Below are 20,024 nucleotides of genomic sequence, written 5' to 3' on the forward strand. Positions count from 1 at the left end.
AGTCCAGAATTATCATTTAGTACCTCTTATGCTGTTTAAGGGCGGTTTTAGTGTGCATTGGTCCGTAATGTTGAAGTAAAAACTATGCGACCAATTGCAATCATTAGTGCTCTATTTTTCTTGATATGTGTGCCGGGATTTGGGCAAATAGATATTGAAGCGATTCAAAAAGTGTTGAACACATTCATCTATGGTACAACCTACAACTACCCTGATTCTGTCAGTTCAACCTTTTATCCCGATACCCGGATGTTTCTCTATAACGGCTCAGATACAGCCTTTGTCATGAGTTCTGAACAATATGCCTCGGGCTATGGAAGAAGAACTCCCGGAACTCAGAATTCCAGAATCTCAAAGATACTGGATGTAGAATTAGTTAGAGATGTTGCCTATGCCAAACTTCAGGTTGATATTCCTCCTTATGGTAATCGATATACCGACCTGCTACTGATGAAAAGGATTAAGGGCAAATGGAAGATTGTGGCAAAAGCTACCTCGGCTGGTCCAATTCCTTCAAGGCCGTCAGTCCCAAAGAAAGAGGTAGTTCTGACAGGCTTAAATAAGCCTTGGAGTATTGCTTTTTTGTCTGAAGAAGAAGTGATTATAGCAGAAAAGGATGGAGACCTAATAAAAACTAATCTTCATACCAAAAGGAGAGAGGTAATTAAGGGATTGCCAGATGATGTCGCGAGAGCTGTGTTGATTGACACCGTCAAACATACGAACGGTGTATTTCCTGCGGCTGCTCACGGCAAGACTTTAAGCTACAATGCCGGATGGTTTCAAGTTTTGCTCGATCCTGATTTTGAGAATAATCATTACATCTACATTTCATATGCAGCAGAAAATAAGCAGAAGCAAAGTGCCACTAAAGTAATTAGAGGTGTACTTAGAGGTAATGCTTTGTCGAAAGTAGAGACCCTTTTTGAGGCGGCTCCTTACAGTCATGGATTGTTTCATTATGGAGGTGGGATGATCTTCGGCCATGATGGAAAGTTGTATATAGCCACTGGAGAGAGGAATTTCTATGAGCACTTGAACCCGAAATTACCTTTCGCTCAGGATGTATCAGATAGAAGGGGTAAGATTTTTCGACTGAATCCTGATGGAAGTATTCCAGATGATAACCCCAACTTTGGTTCTGATGCCGTTTCAGGCTTATACAGTTTGGGAATCCGAGCCGCTCAGGGTATGACCATCGATACTCGTACAGGCAAGATTTGGTTCTCCGAACATGGTACCATTCAAGGAGATGAGTTGAATATTCTAGAAGCAGGTGCAAACTACGGCTGGCCTAATAGAACCACAGGAGGGTATAGAACTAAGAACTATAAACCAGCTGAAGTTGAAGGAGCGCTTTATAAAGATCCTATTCATTTTTGGGAGAACACAGTAGCTCCCACAGGTCTAGTTTTTTATAGCGGTACAGAGTTCCCAGAGTGGAGAAATAGCTTCATAGTGCCTGGATTAAGTAAAGGGAGTTTATGGAGAGTCGCTACTGAGAATGATCAGGTAATTTCTTCTGAAGAGTTATTTATGAATGACAGAGTACGATTGAGAAAGGCTGCATTGTCGCCAGCTGGTAAATTGTATTTGCTAACCGATGAAGAAGATGGTCAACTCATTCGAGTAATCAATCAAAACAGGTAAAAGAGAGTCAGAATATTAAAATGATTAGCTAGGTTGCCAGAAAATTTAAATCCTCCTAAAAATAATACTCATTAGGAAGGATTGTAAGGGTCTCCCTCGGTCTGATTGTTTTAGTCATACAAGAATGTAAACCTTTAGGGTTAAGGTTGTTATATTATTGTTTGTTCATCTTCAGCTGTTGGATGCTCTTCCAACAGCTTTTTTTATGGAAATAGAATTAAAGAATAGCTTGGTTCAACTCTTGGAGGAATATGTTACACCAAACAAGATTGAATTGATAGATAAAGTTTTGGCAGAAAGAACTCGTTATCTCACCGTGGTAATGGAAGATTTCTATCATTCTCAGAATGCCAGTGCTGTAATGAGAACATGCGATTGCTTCGGAGTTCAAGATGTGTACATCACGCAGAGATTACATGATTATAATGTGAATCCAAATGTAGTCAGAGGAGCTTCCAAATGGCTTTCGTTAAATATGTTTGAGAGAGAAGAACAAAGCACAGAGAAGTGTTTTAATTCGCTTAAATCGAAGAATTACCGACTAGTTGGTACAACCCCAGACAGAGATAGTGCATCTATAAAAGAGTTAAATATAAACCAACCTATCGCTTTTGTGTTTGGTACTGAGAAGCAAGGTATGTCTAATTACGCTAAAGAACACGTAGATGAATTAGTGCATGTGCCCATGTATGGCTTTACCGAGTCATTTAACGTGTCGGTCAGTGCCGCACTTATTTTGAATGAATTGGTAGATAGAATTAAAAGAGAAAGTGTGGACTGGGCCTTGTCTGCAGAAGAAAAACTAGACTTAAAGTTCGAATGGTATCAGCATATAGTAAAACGATCAGACCTTCATATAAAAAATTACATAGCGGAACATTCCCATTAGCAGAAACGTTTGCACAAAATTGAATGAACTAAAGGCACATTTAATTCATCTTTGTCGTTTAATAAACGCTACAACCAAAAACTCGAAATTGAAACTTTTCACCAACCTGATTTTTTTATTTTTCTTTTTGCTTTGTGCCAGTGGTTTGGCACAAACTGTAATTGAAGGAAAAGTAACGGATGCCGATTCTGGCGACCCAATCCCTTTTGCAAGTGTATACTTTTTAGGAACTACAAAAGGAGTTGCTACAGACTTCGATGGATTCTATAAAATAATCGGAGATGCAGAAACCGACACTTTAGTAGTCTCATACATTGGTTATGAAACAAAGAAAAAGGTTTATGAAAAGGGCATATCTCAAACCATTAACTATCAACTTGCCCCAGAGTCTACCTCGCTAGGAGACTTTGTTGTAACTGCAGGTAAGGTAGAAAACCCTGCTTGGGATATCATTAGAAGCGTAGTAGACAATAAACCTCAAAACGATAAGCGAAGATTGGCTGCTTATGAATATGACAGCTATAACAAGATTGAAATCGATTTAGACAATATCTCCGATAGATTAAGGAAGAGGAAGATAATGCAGAAAATTACTGCTGTATTAGATTCAATTGAGACCATAGCCGGAGAAGATGGTAAACCAATTCTACCACTCTTTATATCAGAATCGCTTTCCAAATACTATTACAGATCTGATCCAAGGCTTTCAAAAGAACATGTTCAGCGAACAAAAATTACTGGAATTGGAATAGAAGATGGAAGTCTTATTTCTCAAGTCATTGGTTCAACATTTCAGCAATATAATTTCTATCAAAACAGAATGAATATTGTCGAACGGGAGTTTGCTTCTCCAATCTCTGATGGTTGGAGATTAATCTACGATTATGAACTAACCGACTCGGTATACATTGGCGAAGAGTTTTGTTATCTAATCGATTTTAAGCCAAAGAACGATCAGGAGTTGGCTTTCATTGGTAAAATGTGGATCGCCAAAGATGGCTTCGCTTTAAAGCAAATAGATGCTACAGTTCAAAGAACAGCCAATCTTAACTTTATAGAAAAAATTAAGCTTCAGCAAGAATTAGAACGCTTAGAAGGAGGTGCCTGGCTTCCTACAAAAACAAGGGTGTTGGTAGATGTGGCAGAAATTACCAATAAGTCGGCAGGCTTTTTAGCCAAGTTCTATACCTCTAATCAGAATTTGAAAGTTGCCGAGCCAAGAGATGTCAGCTTCTTTGAAAGGGCAATTGAAATAGATGAAGATGCCAGAATGGAGAATGATGCTTTTTGGGAAGCTAACAGGCACGATAAGCTTACTCCAACAGAAATGAATGTGATCAATATGATCGATACCCTCAAAAACATACCAGTAGTCAAAACTTGGACAGCTATAGCCAAAACTTTTGCGAGAGGGTATGTAGAGGTAAACCAGTTAGATCTTGGGCCTTGGCCTTTCTTAATTGGTAATAATGATGTTGAAGGTTGGAGGGTTAGAGTAGGCGGCAGAACCAATGAGAATTTCAGTCTTAATTGGCAGTTCAACGGTTATTTGGCTTATGGTTTCGATGATGAGCAGTATAAGTATGGACTAGGAGCTAAATGGATTGCCGATAGAAAAGACTGGACGGTTTTTGATGTTTCATATAGAAAAGACATTGATCAATATGGTATTCAACCTGATGCATTAACGAATATAGAAAGTGGTCAAGCATTTTTGGCCCTAACTCAATTGGGAGACTTAGTAAGGCCGTTTAGATATGAAAGCTATCAATTTGGTGCCTTTAGACAGCTTTCGAGAGCTTTTTCTGCAAGCCTAAGACTGAATCACAAGGAGTTTCAACCTGAGTTTGCGTTCAGATACAGAACTGACCTCAATAGAACAGACTCGCCATTAGCGCAAGATTATGCTACGTCAGAAGTAACGCTTAACTTAAAATATGCCCGAGATGAGGCATTTATTATTAGCGATAACAATAGAATTAGCTTAGGAACTACCAGATGGCCAATATTCTCAGCTTCTTTTACCAGAGGGTTCAAGGGATTGACAGGTGGGGACTTTGACTATACTAGAGTAAACTTTGGCGTTTCGCAAAAGTTAAAATTAGGCTTCTGGGGTAATACAACGTATCAGTTAAATGCGGGCCACACTTTCGAAGATTTGCCATATACTTTGCTCAATGCTCATATTGGTAATGAGCAAATCGTTTATACCAATATTGCATTCAATACCATGAGCTTTTATGAGTTTGTGAGCCAGAGTTATGCTTCTCTCCGTTATGAGCATAATTTCGAAGGCTTTATTTTAAACAGAATTCCCTTGCTTAGAAAGTTAAAGTGGAGATTGGTAGGAACCAGTAATGTGTTATTTGGAGGAGTTAGCCAAAGTACGCTAGCCGTACAAGCGCTAACTGATGAAGGTGGTAATGCATTGCCTCAGTTCGATGTTCTTGAAAGCGGACGACCATTTGCTGAAGTTGGAATAGGTGTGGAAAACATCTTTAAATTCTTCCGTGTAGATTACATCCGAAGACTAACCTACTTAGAAAAACCAGGAGTAGACAATTCTGCAATAAAACTTAGCTTCAGGTTAGGTCTTTGATCAATTTATTTTAGTTGAAATAGGGGCAAGCAGATTAATGTTAGCATATTTGCAGCCTAAAGAAATTTTAAGTCAAACCGATGGTTTGTAGCATCGGAAAAAGATTAAAATGAGTAACGAAATCATAAAAATCACCTTACCTGATGGCAGCGTTAGAGAATATCCGAAAGGATCGTCTGCCATGGATGTCGCAATTAGTATTAGCGAAGGATTAGCCAGAAACGTACTTTCTGCCGAAGTAAATGGAGAAGTATGGGATGCTGATCGAAAAATCACCCAAGATTCAACCTTAAAACTACTCACCTGGAACGATGATGACGGAAAAGCCACTTTTTGGCACTCTTCCGCTCACTTAATGGCAGAAGCACTTGAATCGCTTTACCCAGGAACTAAGTTTGGAATAGGTCCATCAATAGATCAAGGCTATTATTACGATGTAGACTTTGGCGATAAAGAATTTGATTCTGCTGACTTAGAGAAGATCGAGAAGAAAATGCTCGAGCTTGCCAAGCAGAAAAATACCTACGATAGAAAAGAGGTTTCTAAAGCAGACGCTGTAAGCTACTTTAATGAAAAAGGAGACGAGTATAAGCTCGAGCTGATCGATGGTTTAGAAGATGGCTCCATTACATTCTATACTCAAGGCGGTTTTACAGACTTGTGTAGAGGTCCTCATATTCCACATACAGGCTTTATAAAGGCAGTTAAGCTTCTTAACGTAGCTGGTGCTTACTGGAGAGGTGATGAGAAAAGAAAGCAGCTAACTCGTATTTACGGTATAACCTTTCCTAAGCAAAAAGAGCTTACGGAATTCTTACATAACCTAGAAGAGGCAAAGAAGAGAGACCATAGAAAATTAGGTAAGGAGCTCGAGTTATTTACGTTCTCAGAAAAAGTAGGCTTAGGGCTTCCGTTATGGTTGCCTAAAGGAACAAGATTAAGGGAGAGGCTAGAGTCTTTTATGAGACGTGCTCAGGTAAAAGCCGGATACGAGCCAGTAGTTACTCCGCACATAGGTCATAAGAACCTCTATGTTACTTCGGGCCACTATGAAAAGTATGGCGAAGACTCATTCAAGCCTATTCAAACACCGAATGAAGGAGAGGAGTTCTTGTTGAAACCAATGAATTGCCCTCACCACTGTGAGATTTATAACTCTAAGCCAAGGTCTTACAAAGATCTTCCACTTAGGCTAGCAGAATTTGGTACTGTGTACCGATATGAGCAGAGTGGAGAGTTACACGGCTTAACTCGGGTAAGAGGTTTTACTCAAGATGATGCTCACATTTTCTGTCGACCAGACCAGGTAAAAGAAGAGTTCAAGAAAGTAATAGACCTTGTTCTCTACGTATTTACATCTTTAGGCTTTCAGGATTATGTAGCCCAAATCAGCTTAAGAGACCCTGAGAATAAAGAAAAGTATATCGGAGACGATGCCCTTTGGGTAGAAGCAGAGAGCGCCATTCAAGAAGCAGCCGAAGAAAAAGGCTTGAATACTGTAACAGAATTGGGCGAAGCTGCATTCTATGGTCCTAAGTTAGACTTTATGGTTAAAGATGCCTTAGGTAGAAAATGGCAACTTGGAACTATTCAGGTAGACTATACCTTACCAGAAAGGTTTAAGCTAGAATACACAGGTTCAGATAACCAAAAGCATAGACCTGTAATGATACATAGAGCACCATTTGGTTCTCTAGAAAGGTTTGTTGCAGTATTAATTGAGCACTGCGGAGGAGAGTTTCCACTATGGTTAACGCCAGATCAGGTAGCTATTTTGCCTATTTCTGAGAAGTATGCCGATTATGCTCAAGAATTATATAGTGCTTTAGAAGAAGCAGATATTACTGGCTTTGTAGATCATAGAGACGAAAAAATTGGTAGAAAAATCCGTGATGCGGAGGTAAAGAAAATACCAATAATGCTTATTGTAGGCGAAAAAGAGGCCGATCAAAAAGAGGTTTCTGTGAGAAAGCATGGGCAAGGAGATCAGGGAAGTATGTCAATTACCGATTTCATTGCTTACTTTAACAAAGAGAAGTCTGCCTCACTAGGCAATTGATTTTAAAATATGTGATTTCTTAATTATTGATAATTAGAAAATTATGCCGATATTTGCAGTCATTTTAACAAAACAAGGAGGTAACAATCGCTAAAATGAGAAGACGCTACCCACCTAGAGGTCGGGTAGAGGAGCCATACAAGGTAAATGAGAAGATTACAGCTCGTCAGGTGCGAGTGGTTGGTGAGAATGTAGAGCAAGGAGTATTCCCTACAAATCAGGCGCTACAAATGGCCAAAGATCAAAGCTTGGACCTTGTAGAGATTTCTCCAAAAGCGGATCCGCCTGTTTGTAAAGTAATTGATTACTCTAAGTTTAAATACGAACAGAAGAAGAAGCAAAAGGAAATTAAAGCCAAAGCTTCAAAAACTGTGATTAAAGAAATCAGGTTCGGGCCAAATACGGACGACCATGATTTTGAGTTTAAGCTTAAGCATGCCATCAACTTCTTACAAGAGGGAGCAAAAGTTAAGGCTTACGTTCACTTTAAAGGAAGAACAATTGTGTATAAAGAAAGAGGTGAGATCCTACTTCTGAAATTTGCACAGGCACTAGAAGAGTATGCTAAGGTAGAGCAGTTGCCAAAGTTAGAAGGGAAGAGAATGTTCCTCTTTTTGGCACCTAAAAACGCAGGGAAGAAAAGTTAGTAAAACTAATATTTATAAAATGCCTAAAGTAAAAACTAAATCTGGAGCGAAAAAGCGTTTCAAATTGACAGGAACTGGCAAAATCAAAAGAAAGCACGCTTTCAAAAGCCATATCCTGACTAAAAAAGAGACGAAGCAGAAACGTAACTTGACTGGTACTGGCTTAGTACACAAGTCAGATGAGTCTAACGTTAAACACATGCTCAACATTTAAGAAAACCTTTGAAGGTTTTGTTTAACCGGAGTTTTGGTAATAAGTACTAAGTGTTTGCTTAGTCGCCAAAAATCAAAAACAACAAAAAAATGCCAAGATCAGTAAATTCAGTAGCCTCAAGGGCTAGAAGAAAAAGAGTACTCAAGTTAGCCAAGGGTTACTGGGGAAGAAGAAAAAACGTTTGGACTGTATCCAAAAATGCAGTTGAAAAGGGTCTCACTTATGCTTATAGAGATAGAAAAGCTAAGAAGAGAGAGTTCAGAAAGTTGTGGATTCAGAGAATTAACGCAGGTGCTAGAGAGCACGGCATGTCTTATTCACAGTTTATGGGTAAAGTAGGTCAGTCAGGAATCGAGCTTAACAGAAAAGTGTTGGCAGATCTAGCAATGAACCACCCAGAAGCGTTTAAAGCAGTTATCGATAAAGTGAAGTAATTCACTTTTAAATATAATTCAAACCCCGTCCCAAAAGGTCGGGGTTTTCTTTTGTCCTTTTTTTGCTAGAGTCTTTGGCTAGAGGTGTAGTATTGAAGGTTTGTGTCTGAGGGAATAAAAAAAGGCAAGTTGAAGACTTGCCTTTTGTAGCGAGGACGGGAGTTGAACCCGTGACCTCAGGGTTATGAATCCTGCGCTCTAACCAACTGAGCTACCTCGCCAGATTCTGATTATTTGGGTTGAACTTTGTTTCATTTCCCAAAATCGAGGTGCAAAGGTAGCTATCTAATTTTGAATTCCGCAAGCCTATGGTGAACTTTTTTTGTTTGCCGAAGTGGTATTTTAGTTCTATATTACTTCCGATCACTTTTTAGCCTATGGGAAAGTTTAAATTTATTACAGAGTTTGAGATCAATGCATCTCAGAAAATGCTCTTTCCTTACCTCAGTACAGCTAGTGGTTTAGCTCAGTGGTTTGCGGACGATGTGAATATTAATGAAGATAAAGTCTTTATCTTTCTTTGGGATGGAGAAGAACATAGGGCTAGAAAGGTTTCGCAAAGAACCAATCACTCTGTAAAGTTCGAATTTCTTCCAGAGTCTGAAGAAGATGAGGACGATCCAAACTACATTGAACTTAAGTTGGATGTAAATGATCTCACTCAGACAGTCTTCATTCAAATTACTGACTACTCCGATTTAGACGATGCAGAAGAGCAGCAAGACCTCTGGGAGAACCTTGTTTACTCTCTGAAGGAAATCATTGGAGGTTAGCCGGTCTTAATCCTTGCAATTCCTGTTCAAAGGCATGATCTTTGCGGCCTCAGAGGGGCAAAATTGAGTACATGAAGAAGATAGATAAGTTGGTTTTTGGGTCGTTCATTGGTCCTTTTCTGCTTACTCTTGTAGTTGTTGATTTTATCCTCTTGCTGGTTACCCTTCTTAAGTATTTCGATGAGATTATGGGGAAGGGCCTGAGTGTAGGGCTTTTCGCTGAACTTATTACCTATTTCTCAATTTCAAGTTCGCCAGACGCATTTCCGTTGGCAGTTCTCATGAGCTCGATAATGACCTTCGGTAACTTAGGAGAGCATTCAGAGCTTACTGCAGTAAAGAGTTCAGGTATATCTTTGGTCAGAGCATTGCGTCCTATCTTCGTGTTTGTGCTTATCCTAACAGGCATAACGTATTATTCAAATACCATACTAGTTCCTAAAACCAACCTTAAAACCTACAGCCTTCTTTGGGATATGAGAACCAAAAAGCCTGCACTTGATATCAAGGAAGGTGTTTTTTATGAGGGCATACCCGGATACAGTATTAAGGTTAATGAGAAAATTGGTGATGAACAGTTGAAGGATATCATCATTTATGACCATACTAAAGATAGAGCTCAGGGGAATAAGAAAGTGATTCTGGCTGACTCTGGAAGAATGTATTCTTTTATGAATCAGAGGTACTTGGCCTTAGAGTTGTATGACGGCACGCGCTACGAAGAGGATATGAATGACCTGAGAGAGGAAAAAGAGATTGGTGGTCGATTCATCCGAGATAAGTTCTCTAAAAGTGTTATTCGCTTCGATTTATCTTCTTTTGACATGGGGAATACTGATGAGAAGCTGTTTAAGCGTAGCCGACTAGTGCAGACCAGAAAGGAGCTTAATATGGGCATAGATTCTATGCAGAGAGATATTTACTCTAAGGAAGTGCAAATATTTAAGCAAATAGGTTCTAACGGCTTTAGGTATCATCTGGTAAAAGATCTTGAGGCTCCTCTGGAGGTTAGAAAAGGTTTGGAGTATTATGATTCATTGAAACGTATAGAAGATGAATCGAAATTATTGACGAAAAGTGAGGTGGAATCGGCTAAAGTAGAGGGTGATGGTGTTAAGGAAATAACTCCGGAAAACTTACTTCAAGACGGTGAGTCTAATGATCTTGGAGTTGAAGATACTGTCAGTGTAAAAACTAGTAGAAGGTTTATTGCTCAAAGAGACGAATTGGAGACTGTGGACAAAGAGAGGGCTCGCGGAAATAGATATAGGGATAGTGTTCCTCCGAAATATACTGAAGAGCAACTAGAAAGGGCGATTGAAAAGTTGGAAGAGCATTACTATACCTCAGATGTTAATAATCCAGACAACCTGAATTTAGTATCTGCTATTTCTAGTGCTGCAAATAATGCCAGAACAACAAGGAATATTTTGAACAGCAGAATGGTGACCTTGAAGAATGTTCAGCGCGACCAGAGAAAGTTCATTATTACCAAGAATCAGCAAGCAGCGCGATCTCTTGCCTGTCTTATAATGTTTTTAATTGGGGCTCCTATTGGAGCAATTATAAAAAAGGGAGGGTTGGGGCTTCCGGTAATTGTATCAGTAATCTTCTTTCTTGTTTATTATATCTTGAATACAACGGGTGATAAGTGGGGTAAGGAAGACGTAGTTGACCCTGTATTTGCAGTTTGGATGTCAAACCTGTTTTTGTTTCCAGTTGGGCTTTTCTTCTTAAGACAAGCGAGAAATGATGCAAGGCTGTTTGAACCAGATATATACTTGAGTTTTTTGGAGAAGATAAAAAAGTCATTTCAACGGAAGAACAAGACTCAATTAGAGCAAGCTTAGTTTGCTAATTGATACTTATATCCATATCTTTGCGGCTGTTTTATTAATAATTATTTTAAATTTTAGCTAAGCATGTATTTATCAAGCGAGAAGAAACAAGAGTTGTTTGAGAATCATGGTCGGTTAAAGTCAAAGGGTGATACAGGTTCTGCTGAGTCACAAATTGCACTTTTTACCTTCCGTATCAATCACTTAACAGAACACCTTAAAACAAACAAGAAAGATCACTCTTCAAGACTAGGTCTTCTTAAGTTAGTAGGTAAAAGAAGAAGATTGCTAGATTATCTTTACAATAGAGATATTGAGAGATACAGAGCTATCATCAAAGAATTGAAACTTAGAAAATAATTTTAGGGAGAAGGGAGTTCTATTGAATTCCCTTTTTTCCTTATATACCATTGCAGGACGTTGTATCTTCCTGCTTTCTTATTTTAAAAACTATATATGTCGAAAATTGTAACAAAGTCCATCAAAATGCCCGATGGCGCGGAAATAACCATAGAAACGGGTAAACTAGCGAAACAAGCCGATGGATCAGTAGTCGTTAGAATGGGCAATACCATGTTGCTCGCCACTGTAGTCTCTGCTACTGATGCCAAAGAAGATGTAGACTTCTTACCACTCTCTGTAGACTATCAAGAAAAATTCGCCAGCTCAGGTAAAATACCAGGTGGCTTCCTTAAAAGAGAAGGAAAACTGTCAGACCATGAAGTGTTGATTAGCCGATTGGTAGATAGAGCTTTAAGACCTCTTTTTCCAGACGATTATCATGCTGACACTCAGGTGATGATCTCAATGATCTCACACGATGATAATGTAATGCCTGATTCACTCGCTGCTTTAGCTGCTTCTGCGGCATTGTCAGTGTCAGACATTCCTTTCAACGGACCAATTTCTGAGGTTCGTGTGGTTAAAAACAATGGTGAGTTCATTGTTAACCCAAATAAAGAAACTACAAAAGAGTCTGAACTAGACATTATTGTTGCTGCCGATAAGGACAACATTATGATGGTTGAAGGCGAAATGAAAGAGGTTTCTGAAGCAGAGCTTTTAGAAGCTATGAAAGTTGCTCATGAAGCCATTAAAGTTCAGTGTCAGGCTCAGATTGAATTAGCCGAAGAAGTTGGTTCAACAGAAAAGAGAGAGTACTCTCATGAAAAGTCTGATCCAGAATTGTTAGAGAAAATGCAGTCGGAGCTTTACCCTAAGCTTTATGCTGCTGTATCTAAGCAAACTGCAGATAAATCTGTGAGAAGCAGCGATGTGAAAGCTATCAAAGATGAATTCATGGAGTCTCTTCCAGAAGATCATGAATACGATGCTTTCTTATTGTCACAATATTTCAAGAAGCTTCATAAAAAAGCGGCTAGAAACTTTGTGTTGGATGAAAGAAAAAGATTGGATGGTCGTGACTTCACAGAGGTTAGACCTATAACTTGTGAGGTAGATTACTTACCATCTGCTCATGGTTCTGCAGTATTTACTAGAGGTGAAACTCAGTCGCTTACATCTTGTACTCTAGGTACTAAGCTAGATGAGCAAATGATTGACGGTGCTACCGAATCAGGTTATAACAAGTTTATACTACACTATAATTTCCCTGGCTTCTCAACTGGCGAGGTTAGACCAAACAGAGGTCCTGGTAGAAGAGAAGTTGGCCATGGTAACTTAGCTTTAAGAGCGTTAAAGCAAGTGTTGCCAGCAGATGAAGTGAATCCATATACTATTCGTTTGGTTTCAGACATTCTAGAATCTAATGGTTCGTCATCTATGGCTACCGTTTGTGCAGGTTCATTGGCTCTAATGGATACAGGTGTTAATATTTCTGGACCTGTTTCTGGTATTGCAATGGGTATGATATCCGATGCAGAAACTGGAAAGTATGCTATTCTTTCTGATATTTTGGGTGATGAAGATCACTTAGGTGATATGGACTTTAAGGTTACTGGAACTGCAAAGGGTATCACTGCTTGTCAGATGGATATTAAAGTAGACGGCCTTTCTTACCAAGTTCTAGAAGAAGCCCTAAACCAAGCTAAGCAAGGTAGAGAGCATATTTTAGGTGTAATGAATGAAGTGGTTTCTCAGCCAAGAGAAGATTACAAACCTCATGTACCTAGAAGTGAGAAATTCAGTATTCCTAAAGACCAAATTGGAGCCGTAATTGGTCCAGGTGGTAAAGTAATCCAAGAGATTCAGAAAGAAACTGGAGCTACAGTAAACATTGAAGAAGTTAATGATGAGGGTATCGTAAGCGTATTTGCTATCGATAAGGCAGCAATGGACGCTGCTGTGAAACGCATCAAAAACATTGTTGCTGTTCCAGAAGTTGGAGAGGTTTACGAAGGTAAAGTGAAATCTATTATGCCATTTGGTGCATTCATTGAATTCATGCCTGGTAAAGACGGCTTGCTTCATATTTCTGAAATCAAGTGGGAGCGCTTAGAGAAAATGGAAGGGGTTCTTGAGGTAGGAGAAGAAATTACTGTGAAGCTTATCGGAATAGATAAGAAGACTGGTAAATTCAGACTATCTAGAAAGGTTCTTTTACCTAAGCCAGAGAAGAATACGGAACAGAATTAGTATTCTCAGCGTTGTTTTAAATGGAACTTTTCATATTTTATGAATTGTTCGGAAGTGTTTAAGAGGGAAAATCATCTATTTGAATGAGACAGCTTAAGATTAGTAAGCAGATTACTAACAGAGAGTCACAATCTCTGGATAAATATTTACAGGAAATCGGTAAGGTAGACCTACTGACTCCAGACGAGGAAGTAACACTTGCTCAAAGGATTCGCGAAGGAGATCAGCTGGCATTGGAAAAGTTAACCAAGGCCAACTTGAGATTCGTTGTGTCGGTAGCGAAACAATATCAAAATCAGGGTTTATCTCTGGGTGATTTGATCAACGAAGGAAACCTTGGTTTGATTAAAGCCGCTCAGCGTTTCGATGAAACTCGTGGTTTTAAATTCATCTCATATGCTGTATGGTGGATTAGACAATCTATCCTTCAAGCTTTGGCTGAGCAATCTAGAATTGTTCGTTTGCCATTGAACAGAGTTGGTTCATTGAATAAAATTTCAAAGACCTTCTCTGAACTTGAGCAGAAGTTTGAGCGTGAGCCTTCACCAGACGAATTAGCAGAAGTATTGGAAGTGACTACCAACGAGGTGGTTGATACCATGAAAATTTCAGGTAGACACGTTTCAATGGATGCGCCATTCGTTCAGGGTGAAGAGAATAGCTTACTTGATGTATTAGAAAACGACTCAGAAGAAAAACCAGATACTGGTCTTATGAATGACTCTTTGAGAAGAGAAGTTCAGCGAGCGCTTTCTACTTTAACTCAAAGAGAGGCCGATGTTATTACACTTTACTTTGGTTTGAACGGTGAACATTCAATGACTCTAGAAGAAATTGGAGAGAAATTCAACCTAACCAGAGAGCGTGTAAGACAAATTAAAGAGAAGGCAATCAGGAGGTTACGTCATACATCGAGAAGTAAAGCCTTGAAACCGTATCTTGGATAACTTTATTGGAAATAAGATTTAGGAAGGTGTCTGAAAAGACACCTTTTTTTGTTTCTATACATAAGGAACAATTCTTTGGCATAAAACTGTTAATGGTTTAGTTTTGATAAAATTTGAGATATAGATGGCAACTGAAAATATAAAAGTTTTGATTATCGGGTCTGGCCCGGCTGGTTACACTGCAGCAATTTACGCTTCTAGAGCGGGCTTAAATCCCGTACTCTATACAGGTGGAGAGCCTGGTGGGCAATTAACAACTACTAACGATGTAGAGAATTTCCCTGGCTACCCAGAAGGTATCAATGGTCCGCAGATGATGGTAGACCTGCAGAAACAAGCTGAGCGTTTTGGTACACAGGTTCGTTATGGTCTAATTACTAAGGTTGATTTTTCAGGATACCCATTAAAAGTTTGGGTTGATGATAAGGTGGAAGTTACTGCCGAATCGGTTATCATTTCTACAGGAGCTAGTGCAAAATACCTCGGCTTAGAGTCTGAAAAAACTTTTGCTAACAAAGGAGTTTCCGCTTGTGCAGTATGTGACGGCTTTTTCTACAAAGGAAAGAATGTAGCCGTAGTTGGCGGTGGTGATACAGCTGCTGAAGAAGCTACTTATTTGGCCAATCTATGTCCTAAAGTTTATTTATTGGTAAGAAGAGACGAGATGAGAGCTTCTACCATAATGCAAGAGCGAGTTAAAAATACCCCAAATATTGAAGTGCTGTGGCATACAGAAGCAGAAGAAGTGTTAGGAGATGACACTGGGGTAACTGGTGTTCGCGTAGTGAATAATCAAACCAAAGAAACGAAAGACTTAGATATTAGTGGATTCTTTGTAGCGATTGGGCACAAGCCGAATACAGATATTTTTAAAGACTATCTGGATATGGATGAGACTGGTTATTTGAAAGTACAACCAGGGTCTACCAAGACAAACGTTGAAGGTGTATTTGCAACAGGTGACGCAGCCGATAGAATTTACAGACAGGCGGTTACAGCTGCCGGAACAGGTTGTATGGGAGCACTAGATGCAGAAAGATTCTTAGCAGAAAAAGAGTTTGAAGTAGAATCGCAAAAGGAGATGGCCTAAGTCTCCTTTTTTTGATTATTTCCACTACTATGAAATTAGATATTCTAGCTCTAGCGGCTCATCCAGACGATGTAGAGTTATCGTGCGCAGGAACATTGATAAAAGCTATCCAGTCAGGCAAAAAGGCTGGAGTAGTTGACTTTACTCAGGGTGAGCTGGGCACAAGAGGTACTCCTCAAATAAGATTATCGGAAGCTCAAGCTGCAGGCGAAATAATGGGGCTTTCGGCTAGAGAGAACTTAGGGTTTCGAGATGGATTCTTCAAGAATGATGAAGGGCACCAATTGGAAGTCATTAAGATGATCAGGAAATACCAGCCAGAAATAGTATTGGCTAATGCTATCAAAGATAGGCATTCAGATCATGGAAGGGCTTCAGAATTAGCCAGAGAGGCCTGTTTTCTGTCGGGTTTAGCAATGATTAAGACCGAGCTGAACGGAGAAGAGCAGAAGCCATGGAGACCTAAGACGGTTTATCATTATATTCAAAGTATTCCTCATAATCCAGATGTGATTGTAGATGTTTCCTCCGCTTGGGATACTAAAATAAAGGCAGTAAAAGCGTTTAAATCACAATTTTTCGACCCTGAATCAAAAGAGCCTCAAACCTATATTTCTTCGCCAGAGTTCTGGCAAATGATAGAGTCTAGAGGCATTCATTATGGTCATGAAATAGGAGTGAAGTACGGAGAAGGCTTTACAGTTGAGCGTACTCCTGGAGTTAGTACCATCTTCGATCTTATATAGTGACAGGTTCTATGTTCAACGTATTATGTTGACTTTGAACATAGAACTTAAGTTTTAGGCTAATCAAGGTGAAAGTCGACTGATCTTCCAAGTATTATCGGCTTGTTTTTCATAAAGTAATCTGTCGTGCAGTCTGTTTTGTCTGCCCTGCCAAAACTCAAATGAAGTAGGCTCAACTCTATATCCACCCCAAAAATCAGGTAGAGGTACTTTTCCTTCTTTAAATTTCTGCTTAATCTCAGCTAGTTTCATTTCAAGAATAGATCTAGAATTGATCACAGAGCTCTGCTGAGAGACCCAAGCCCCAAGCTGACTTCCATGAGGTCTGCTTAGAAAGTAATTTAAAGATTCTTTATTAGATACTTTTACAGCTCTTCCCTGAATGGAAACCTGTCTTTCCATAGGAAACCAAGGAAATAGAATGTTCACCCTATTGTTCTCGGCTATTTGTTCTGCTTTGCGGCTTTTGTAATTGGTATAGAAAACCACACCTTGTTGGTCTAGGGCTTTCATTAGTACTGTTCTTTGGAATGGCTGGCCTTGAGTATCAACAGTACTTAAAACCATTGCGTTTGGTTCTGGTAACTCAGCTTGTTGAGCTTCTTTAAACCACTTATCGAACTGAATAAAAGGGTTCGAATTTGCAGATTCTATATCTAATGAGGCGTTGGTGTATTCTTTTCTTAAGTCAGCAATATTGTCGGCCATGGCTTATATAGGTTATAATAGGCAAAATTAACTGTTAAACTTTTCGGTTTTCGTTAGGCAAAGTAAATATGCATTTATAATTTCCATCTCCATGCAATCTATGTTTGAATACGACAAAGACATTCCCGATCCTGAAAGAGGAGATTTCCTGATCTCAGAACCATTCTTGACCGATCCTAATTTTGAGCGCACCGTTATTCTGGTTTGCGAGCATTCAGACGAAGGAACCTTCGGTTTAGTATTGAATAAAATTAGTGATCTAACCCTAAGTGATGTGATGAGTGAGGAAATTAGTTTTAATGGTTATCTAAATGTTGGTGGTCCAGTAGAACAAAATACCTTACACTTTGTACATAGATTGAAAGACGATGTGCCTGGTGCAATTGAGTTGAATAATGAACTTAAGTGGAGTGGAGATTTTGAGCGTATCAAGTTTTTGCTCAATTCAGGCATGATCAATGAAGATGATATACAGTTTTTTCTAGGGTATTCTGGATGGGGTGCGGGGCAGTTGCGAGAAGAGCTAGATAATCAGTCTTGGTTTGTAAGAAAAAAGGCAACTGCTTCTGAAATTTTCGACATGGAGTCAGATATACTTTGGAAATCTATTTTGAAGCAAATGGGCGGTAAATACAAGGTGTTTTCAAATTACCCTGTAGACCCACGATTGAATTAATACTTTTACTAAATTTGGTTTTGTAACGGTGCGGTGTAAGCCGATAGGTCAAAAGATATGAGCGAAGAAAAAAATATGCAGCAAGGAGATCAGGAGGAAAACAAGAATCTAGCTGAAGAAAAGAATGAAACCACTAATGAAGCGCAAGAAGTAGCTTCTTCTGAACAGGTTTCTGAAAAAGGTGAAGACTCGCCAAGTAAAGATGAGGTTACTCCCCAAGCTGAAGTAACGGAAGAAAAAGAAGTTGAGCCGGTGGTAGAAGTAACTTCTGAAGTTTCCGAAAATAAGGAAGGTGATGAGCCTAAAGAGAAAAAATTGGAAACCGAAGATGATCTCCATTCTGAAGATGAAGACGAAGACGAGGAAGATCATGAAGAGGAATTACCAGATTACTCTGAATATAGCAGAGAGCAACTGGTAGAAGCCATAGAAGAACTCGCTCAGCAAACGACTTTCAAGCGAACCGATAGGGTTTTGGCAGAGATTGTTCCGCTTTTCGAAGAAATGGAACAAGGCATGCGCACCGAAGCCCTAGAAAAGTACACGGCCGATGGTGGAGAAGAAGATAGTTTCGAGTTCCGTCATGACGAACTTTTTAATCGCTTCGATGCTAGTCATAGATTAATTAGAGACAGGAAGCACAGTTTTTATAAGGAAAAGGAAGAGGCCAAGACGAGAAACTTAGCTAAGAAAGAAGAGTTATTAAGTCAGCTGAGAGAATTGGTAGATGGCGAAGAGGCTACAACCAGCATCAAACCTATCAAAGACATTCAGGAAGCTTGGAAGCAAATTGGCCCTGTTCCTCCACAGCATAACAAGACGCTTTGGGCTAACTATAATGCCCTTTTAGACCGATTCTTCAATAATAGACATATCCTATTTGAGCTAAAAGAGTTAGATAGAAAGAAGAACCTTGAGGCGAAAAAAGAGCTTTGCGAAAAAGCAGAAGCACTAGATAAGCTAGATAACATAAAAGATGCTGTCATTCAGCTCAACGAACTTCACGAAGAGTATAAACACGTTGGTCCTGTACCAAAAGAGGTTCAAGAAGAATTATGGCAGAGATTCAAAACTGCCTCTGACAACATATACAGAAAAAGAAAAGACTATTTAGAAGACCTGAAAGGTGAACTAAAGGAAAACTTGGTTAAAAAAGAGGCCTTGGTTCAAGAGCTTCTGCCTTTTACTGACTTTAAATCGGATAGAATTAATGCCTGGAATGCTAAAACGAAAGAGATTTTAGCTATCCAGAAAAAGTGGGATGCTATAGGTGGTGTGCCAAGAGAGAAGGCTAAAGAGATTAATAAAGGTTTCTGGGGTAGTTTTAAGCAATTCTTTGCTCATAAAAATGAGTTCTTCAAAACTTTAGAAGGTCAGCGAAAGGAAAACTTAGAGAAGAAAGTCAAATTGGCCGAGGAGGCTGAAGAGCTTTCTAAGAGTGAAGAGTGGGATAAAACTTCCGAACAATTAAAGAAGCTTCAAAGACAGTGGAAAGAAATAGGTCCGGTGCCAGAGAAGAAGCGAAACGAGATTTACGAGCGTTTTAAAGCGGCTTGCGATGCCTTCTTTAATAACCGAAGATCTCACCAGAACAAGGCTGAAGCTGGTTATGTAAACAACCAAAAGGCTAAAGAGGCCATTATCAATACCATCAGTGATAAAGCCAAAGAGGCTGGTGGAAGCGAAGCAGAATTGATGGAACTGGTAGAGCAGTTTAATAGCATCGGTTTTGTTCCTAGAAATGCAATTAAAACTATAGAGTCTCAATTTTCTGAGGCGCTAGAGGCTTACGCTGGCTCGCTGAACCTTGAGGAGAATGAAACAGAGTCTTTAGTTATTAGAGCTGAAATGACTGGTTTACAGAGTGGGCCAGGTGGTAATAGAAGGCTTAATAAGAAGGAGGGAGCTCTAAGAAGACAGATTTCCGAGTTGGAAGACAACATAGCCCTTTGGAGAAATAATTTAACATTCTTCGCCAATAGTAAGACAGCCGATAAGCTCAAAGGAGAGTTCGATCAGAAGATCGATAAGGCCGTTGAAGAAGTGAAGGAGCTAAAAAAGCAACTTCGTATTTTGAGAAGTCTTTGATTTTCTGCCTCTTCAGAAATAGTTTTGAATTTAGTTTTGGAGGGGTTTGAATATTAAAATGCGACTTTTAT

17 protein-coding genes and 1 tRNA gene are annotated in these 20,024 nt (G+C 39.3%); 16 read left to right on the forward strand and 2 right to left on the reverse strand.

Translation table 11 applies throughout. The features are described 5' to 3' along the window. The first annotated feature begins 84 nt into the window (after positions 1-84). The 7 genes from T7867_RS14960 (at position 85) to rplT (ending at position 8,492) form a co-directional block, all read left to right on the forward strand. A complete protein-coding gene (locus T7867_RS14960) occupies positions 85-1,650 on the forward strand; it encodes a PQQ-dependent sugar dehydrogenase (RefSeq protein WP_068222671.1) in 1,566 nt (521 codons plus the stop codon). Positions 1,651-1,855: 205 nt separating this feature from the next. Next, on the forward strand, positions 1,856-2,539 hold the full coding sequence (locus tag T7867_RS14965) for a TrmH family RNA methyltransferase (protein WP_089082309.1): 684 nt from the start codon (positions 1,856-1,858) through the stop codon (positions 2,537-2,539). 88 nt (positions 2,540-2,627) lie between these two features. Next, the gene (locus T7867_RS14970) at positions 2,628-5,138 is read left to right on the forward strand and encodes a DUF5686 and carboxypeptidase-like regulatory domain-containing protein (RefSeq protein ID WP_157717671.1); all 2,511 of its coding nucleotides are present in this window, start codon (positions 2,628-2,630) and stop codon (positions 5,136-5,138) included. Between the two features lie 109 nt (positions 5,139-5,247). Beyond that, positions 5,248-7,197, forward strand: a complete 1,950-nt coding sequence (gene thrS / locus T7867_RS14975) for a threonine--tRNA ligase (protein ID WP_322299503.1) — start codon at positions 5,248-5,250, stop codon at positions 7,195-7,197. Between the two features lie 95 nt (positions 7,198-7,292). Beyond that, on the forward strand, positions 7,293-7,844 hold the full coding sequence (infC, locus tag T7867_RS14980) for a translation initiation factor IF-3 (protein WP_068222668.1): 552 nt from the start codon (positions 7,293-7,295) through the stop codon (positions 7,842-7,844). 19 nt (positions 7,845-7,863) lie between these two features. Further along, a complete protein-coding gene (rpmI, locus tag T7867_RS14985) occupies positions 7,864-8,058 on the forward strand; it encodes a 50S ribosomal protein L35 (protein ID WP_068222665.1) in 195 nt (64 codons plus the stop codon). An 89-nt stretch (positions 8,059-8,147) separates the two neighbouring features. After that, positions 8,148-8,492, forward strand: coding sequence for a 50S ribosomal protein L20 (gene rplT, locus T7867_RS14990; RefSeq protein WP_068222663.1), 345 nt, complete (start codon positions 8,148-8,150; stop codon positions 8,490-8,492). Positions 8,493-8,639: 147 nt separating this feature from the next. Here the strand turns inward: rplT and T7867_RS14995 are convergent. Beyond that, positions 8,640-8,713, reverse strand: a tRNA-Met gene (locus T7867_RS14995). A gap of 156 nt (positions 8,714-8,869) precedes the next feature. Here T7867_RS14995 and T7867_RS15000 point away from each other — a divergent pair. The 7 genes from T7867_RS15000 (at position 8,870) to bshB1 (ending at position 16,481) form a co-directional block, all read left to right on the forward strand. Further along, positions 8,870-9,265 carry an START-like domain-containing protein gene (locus T7867_RS15000; RefSeq protein ID WP_273274611.1) on the forward strand — a complete coding sequence of 132 codons (396 nt, stop codon included), beginning with the start codon at positions 8,870-8,872 and terminating at the stop codon, positions 9,263-9,265. Positions 9,266-9,336: 71 nt separating this feature from the next. Then, on the forward strand, positions 9,337-11,115 hold the full coding sequence (locus tag T7867_RS15005) for an LptF/LptG family permease (protein WP_322299504.1): 1,779 nt from the start codon (positions 9,337-9,339) through the stop codon (positions 11,113-11,115). A gap of 72 nt (positions 11,116-11,187) precedes the next feature. Continuing rightward, positions 11,188-11,463 (forward strand): 30S ribosomal protein S15, encoded by a 276-nt coding sequence (gene rpsO, locus T7867_RS15010; protein WP_068222654.1) that lies wholly within the window; start codon positions 11,188-11,190, stop codon positions 11,461-11,463. Between the two features lie 96 nt (positions 11,464-11,559). After that, entirely contained in the window at positions 11,560-13,698 is a 2,139-nt protein-coding gene (locus T7867_RS15015; RefSeq protein WP_068222651.1) for a polyribonucleotide nucleotidyltransferase, read from the forward strand. An 83-nt stretch (positions 13,699-13,781) separates the two neighbouring features. Then, a complete protein-coding gene (locus tag T7867_RS15020) occupies positions 13,782-14,645 on the forward strand; it encodes a sigma-70 family RNA polymerase sigma factor (RefSeq protein ID WP_068222648.1) in 864 nt (287 codons plus the stop codon). Between the two features lie 124 nt (positions 14,646-14,769). Further along, positions 14,770-15,735 (forward strand): thioredoxin-disulfide reductase, encoded by a 966-nt coding sequence (trxB, locus tag T7867_RS15025; RefSeq protein ID WP_322299505.1) that lies wholly within the window; start codon positions 14,770-14,772, stop codon positions 15,733-15,735. 29 nt (positions 15,736-15,764) lie between these two features. Further along, the gene (gene bshB1, locus T7867_RS15030) at positions 15,765-16,481 is read left to right on the forward strand and encodes a bacillithiol biosynthesis deacetylase BshB1 (protein WP_322299506.1); all 717 of its coding nucleotides are present in this window, start codon (positions 15,765-15,767) and stop codon (positions 16,479-16,481) included. 63 nt (positions 16,482-16,544) lie between these two features. Here bshB1 and pdxH read toward each other — a convergent pair whose 3' ends face one another. After that, positions 16,545-17,189 (reverse strand): pyridoxamine 5'-phosphate oxidase, encoded by a 645-nt coding sequence (gene pdxH / locus T7867_RS15035; protein ID WP_273274620.1) that lies wholly within the window; start codon positions 17,187-17,189, stop codon positions 16,545-16,547. Positions 17,190-17,280: 91 nt separating this feature from the next. On the opposite strand from pdxH, the gene T7867_RS15040 reads away from it, so the two are divergent. Then, positions 17,281-17,865 carry a YqgE/AlgH family protein gene (locus T7867_RS15040; RefSeq protein ID WP_322299507.1) on the forward strand — a complete coding sequence of 195 codons (585 nt, stop codon included), beginning with the start codon at positions 17,281-17,283 and terminating at the stop codon, positions 17,863-17,865. 57 nt (positions 17,866-17,922) lie between these two features. Then, entirely contained in the window at positions 17,923-19,953 is a 2,031-nt protein-coding gene (locus tag T7867_RS15045) for a DUF349 domain-containing protein (RefSeq protein ID WP_322299508.1), read from the forward strand. The last annotated feature ends 71 nt before the right edge of the window (positions 19,954-20,024 follow it).

It is taken from the genome of Roseivirga spongicola (assembly GCF_034376045.1).
Taxonomy (GTDB): Bacteria; Bacteroidota; Bacteroidia; order Cytophagales; family Cyclobacteriaceae; genus Roseivirga; species Roseivirga spongicola.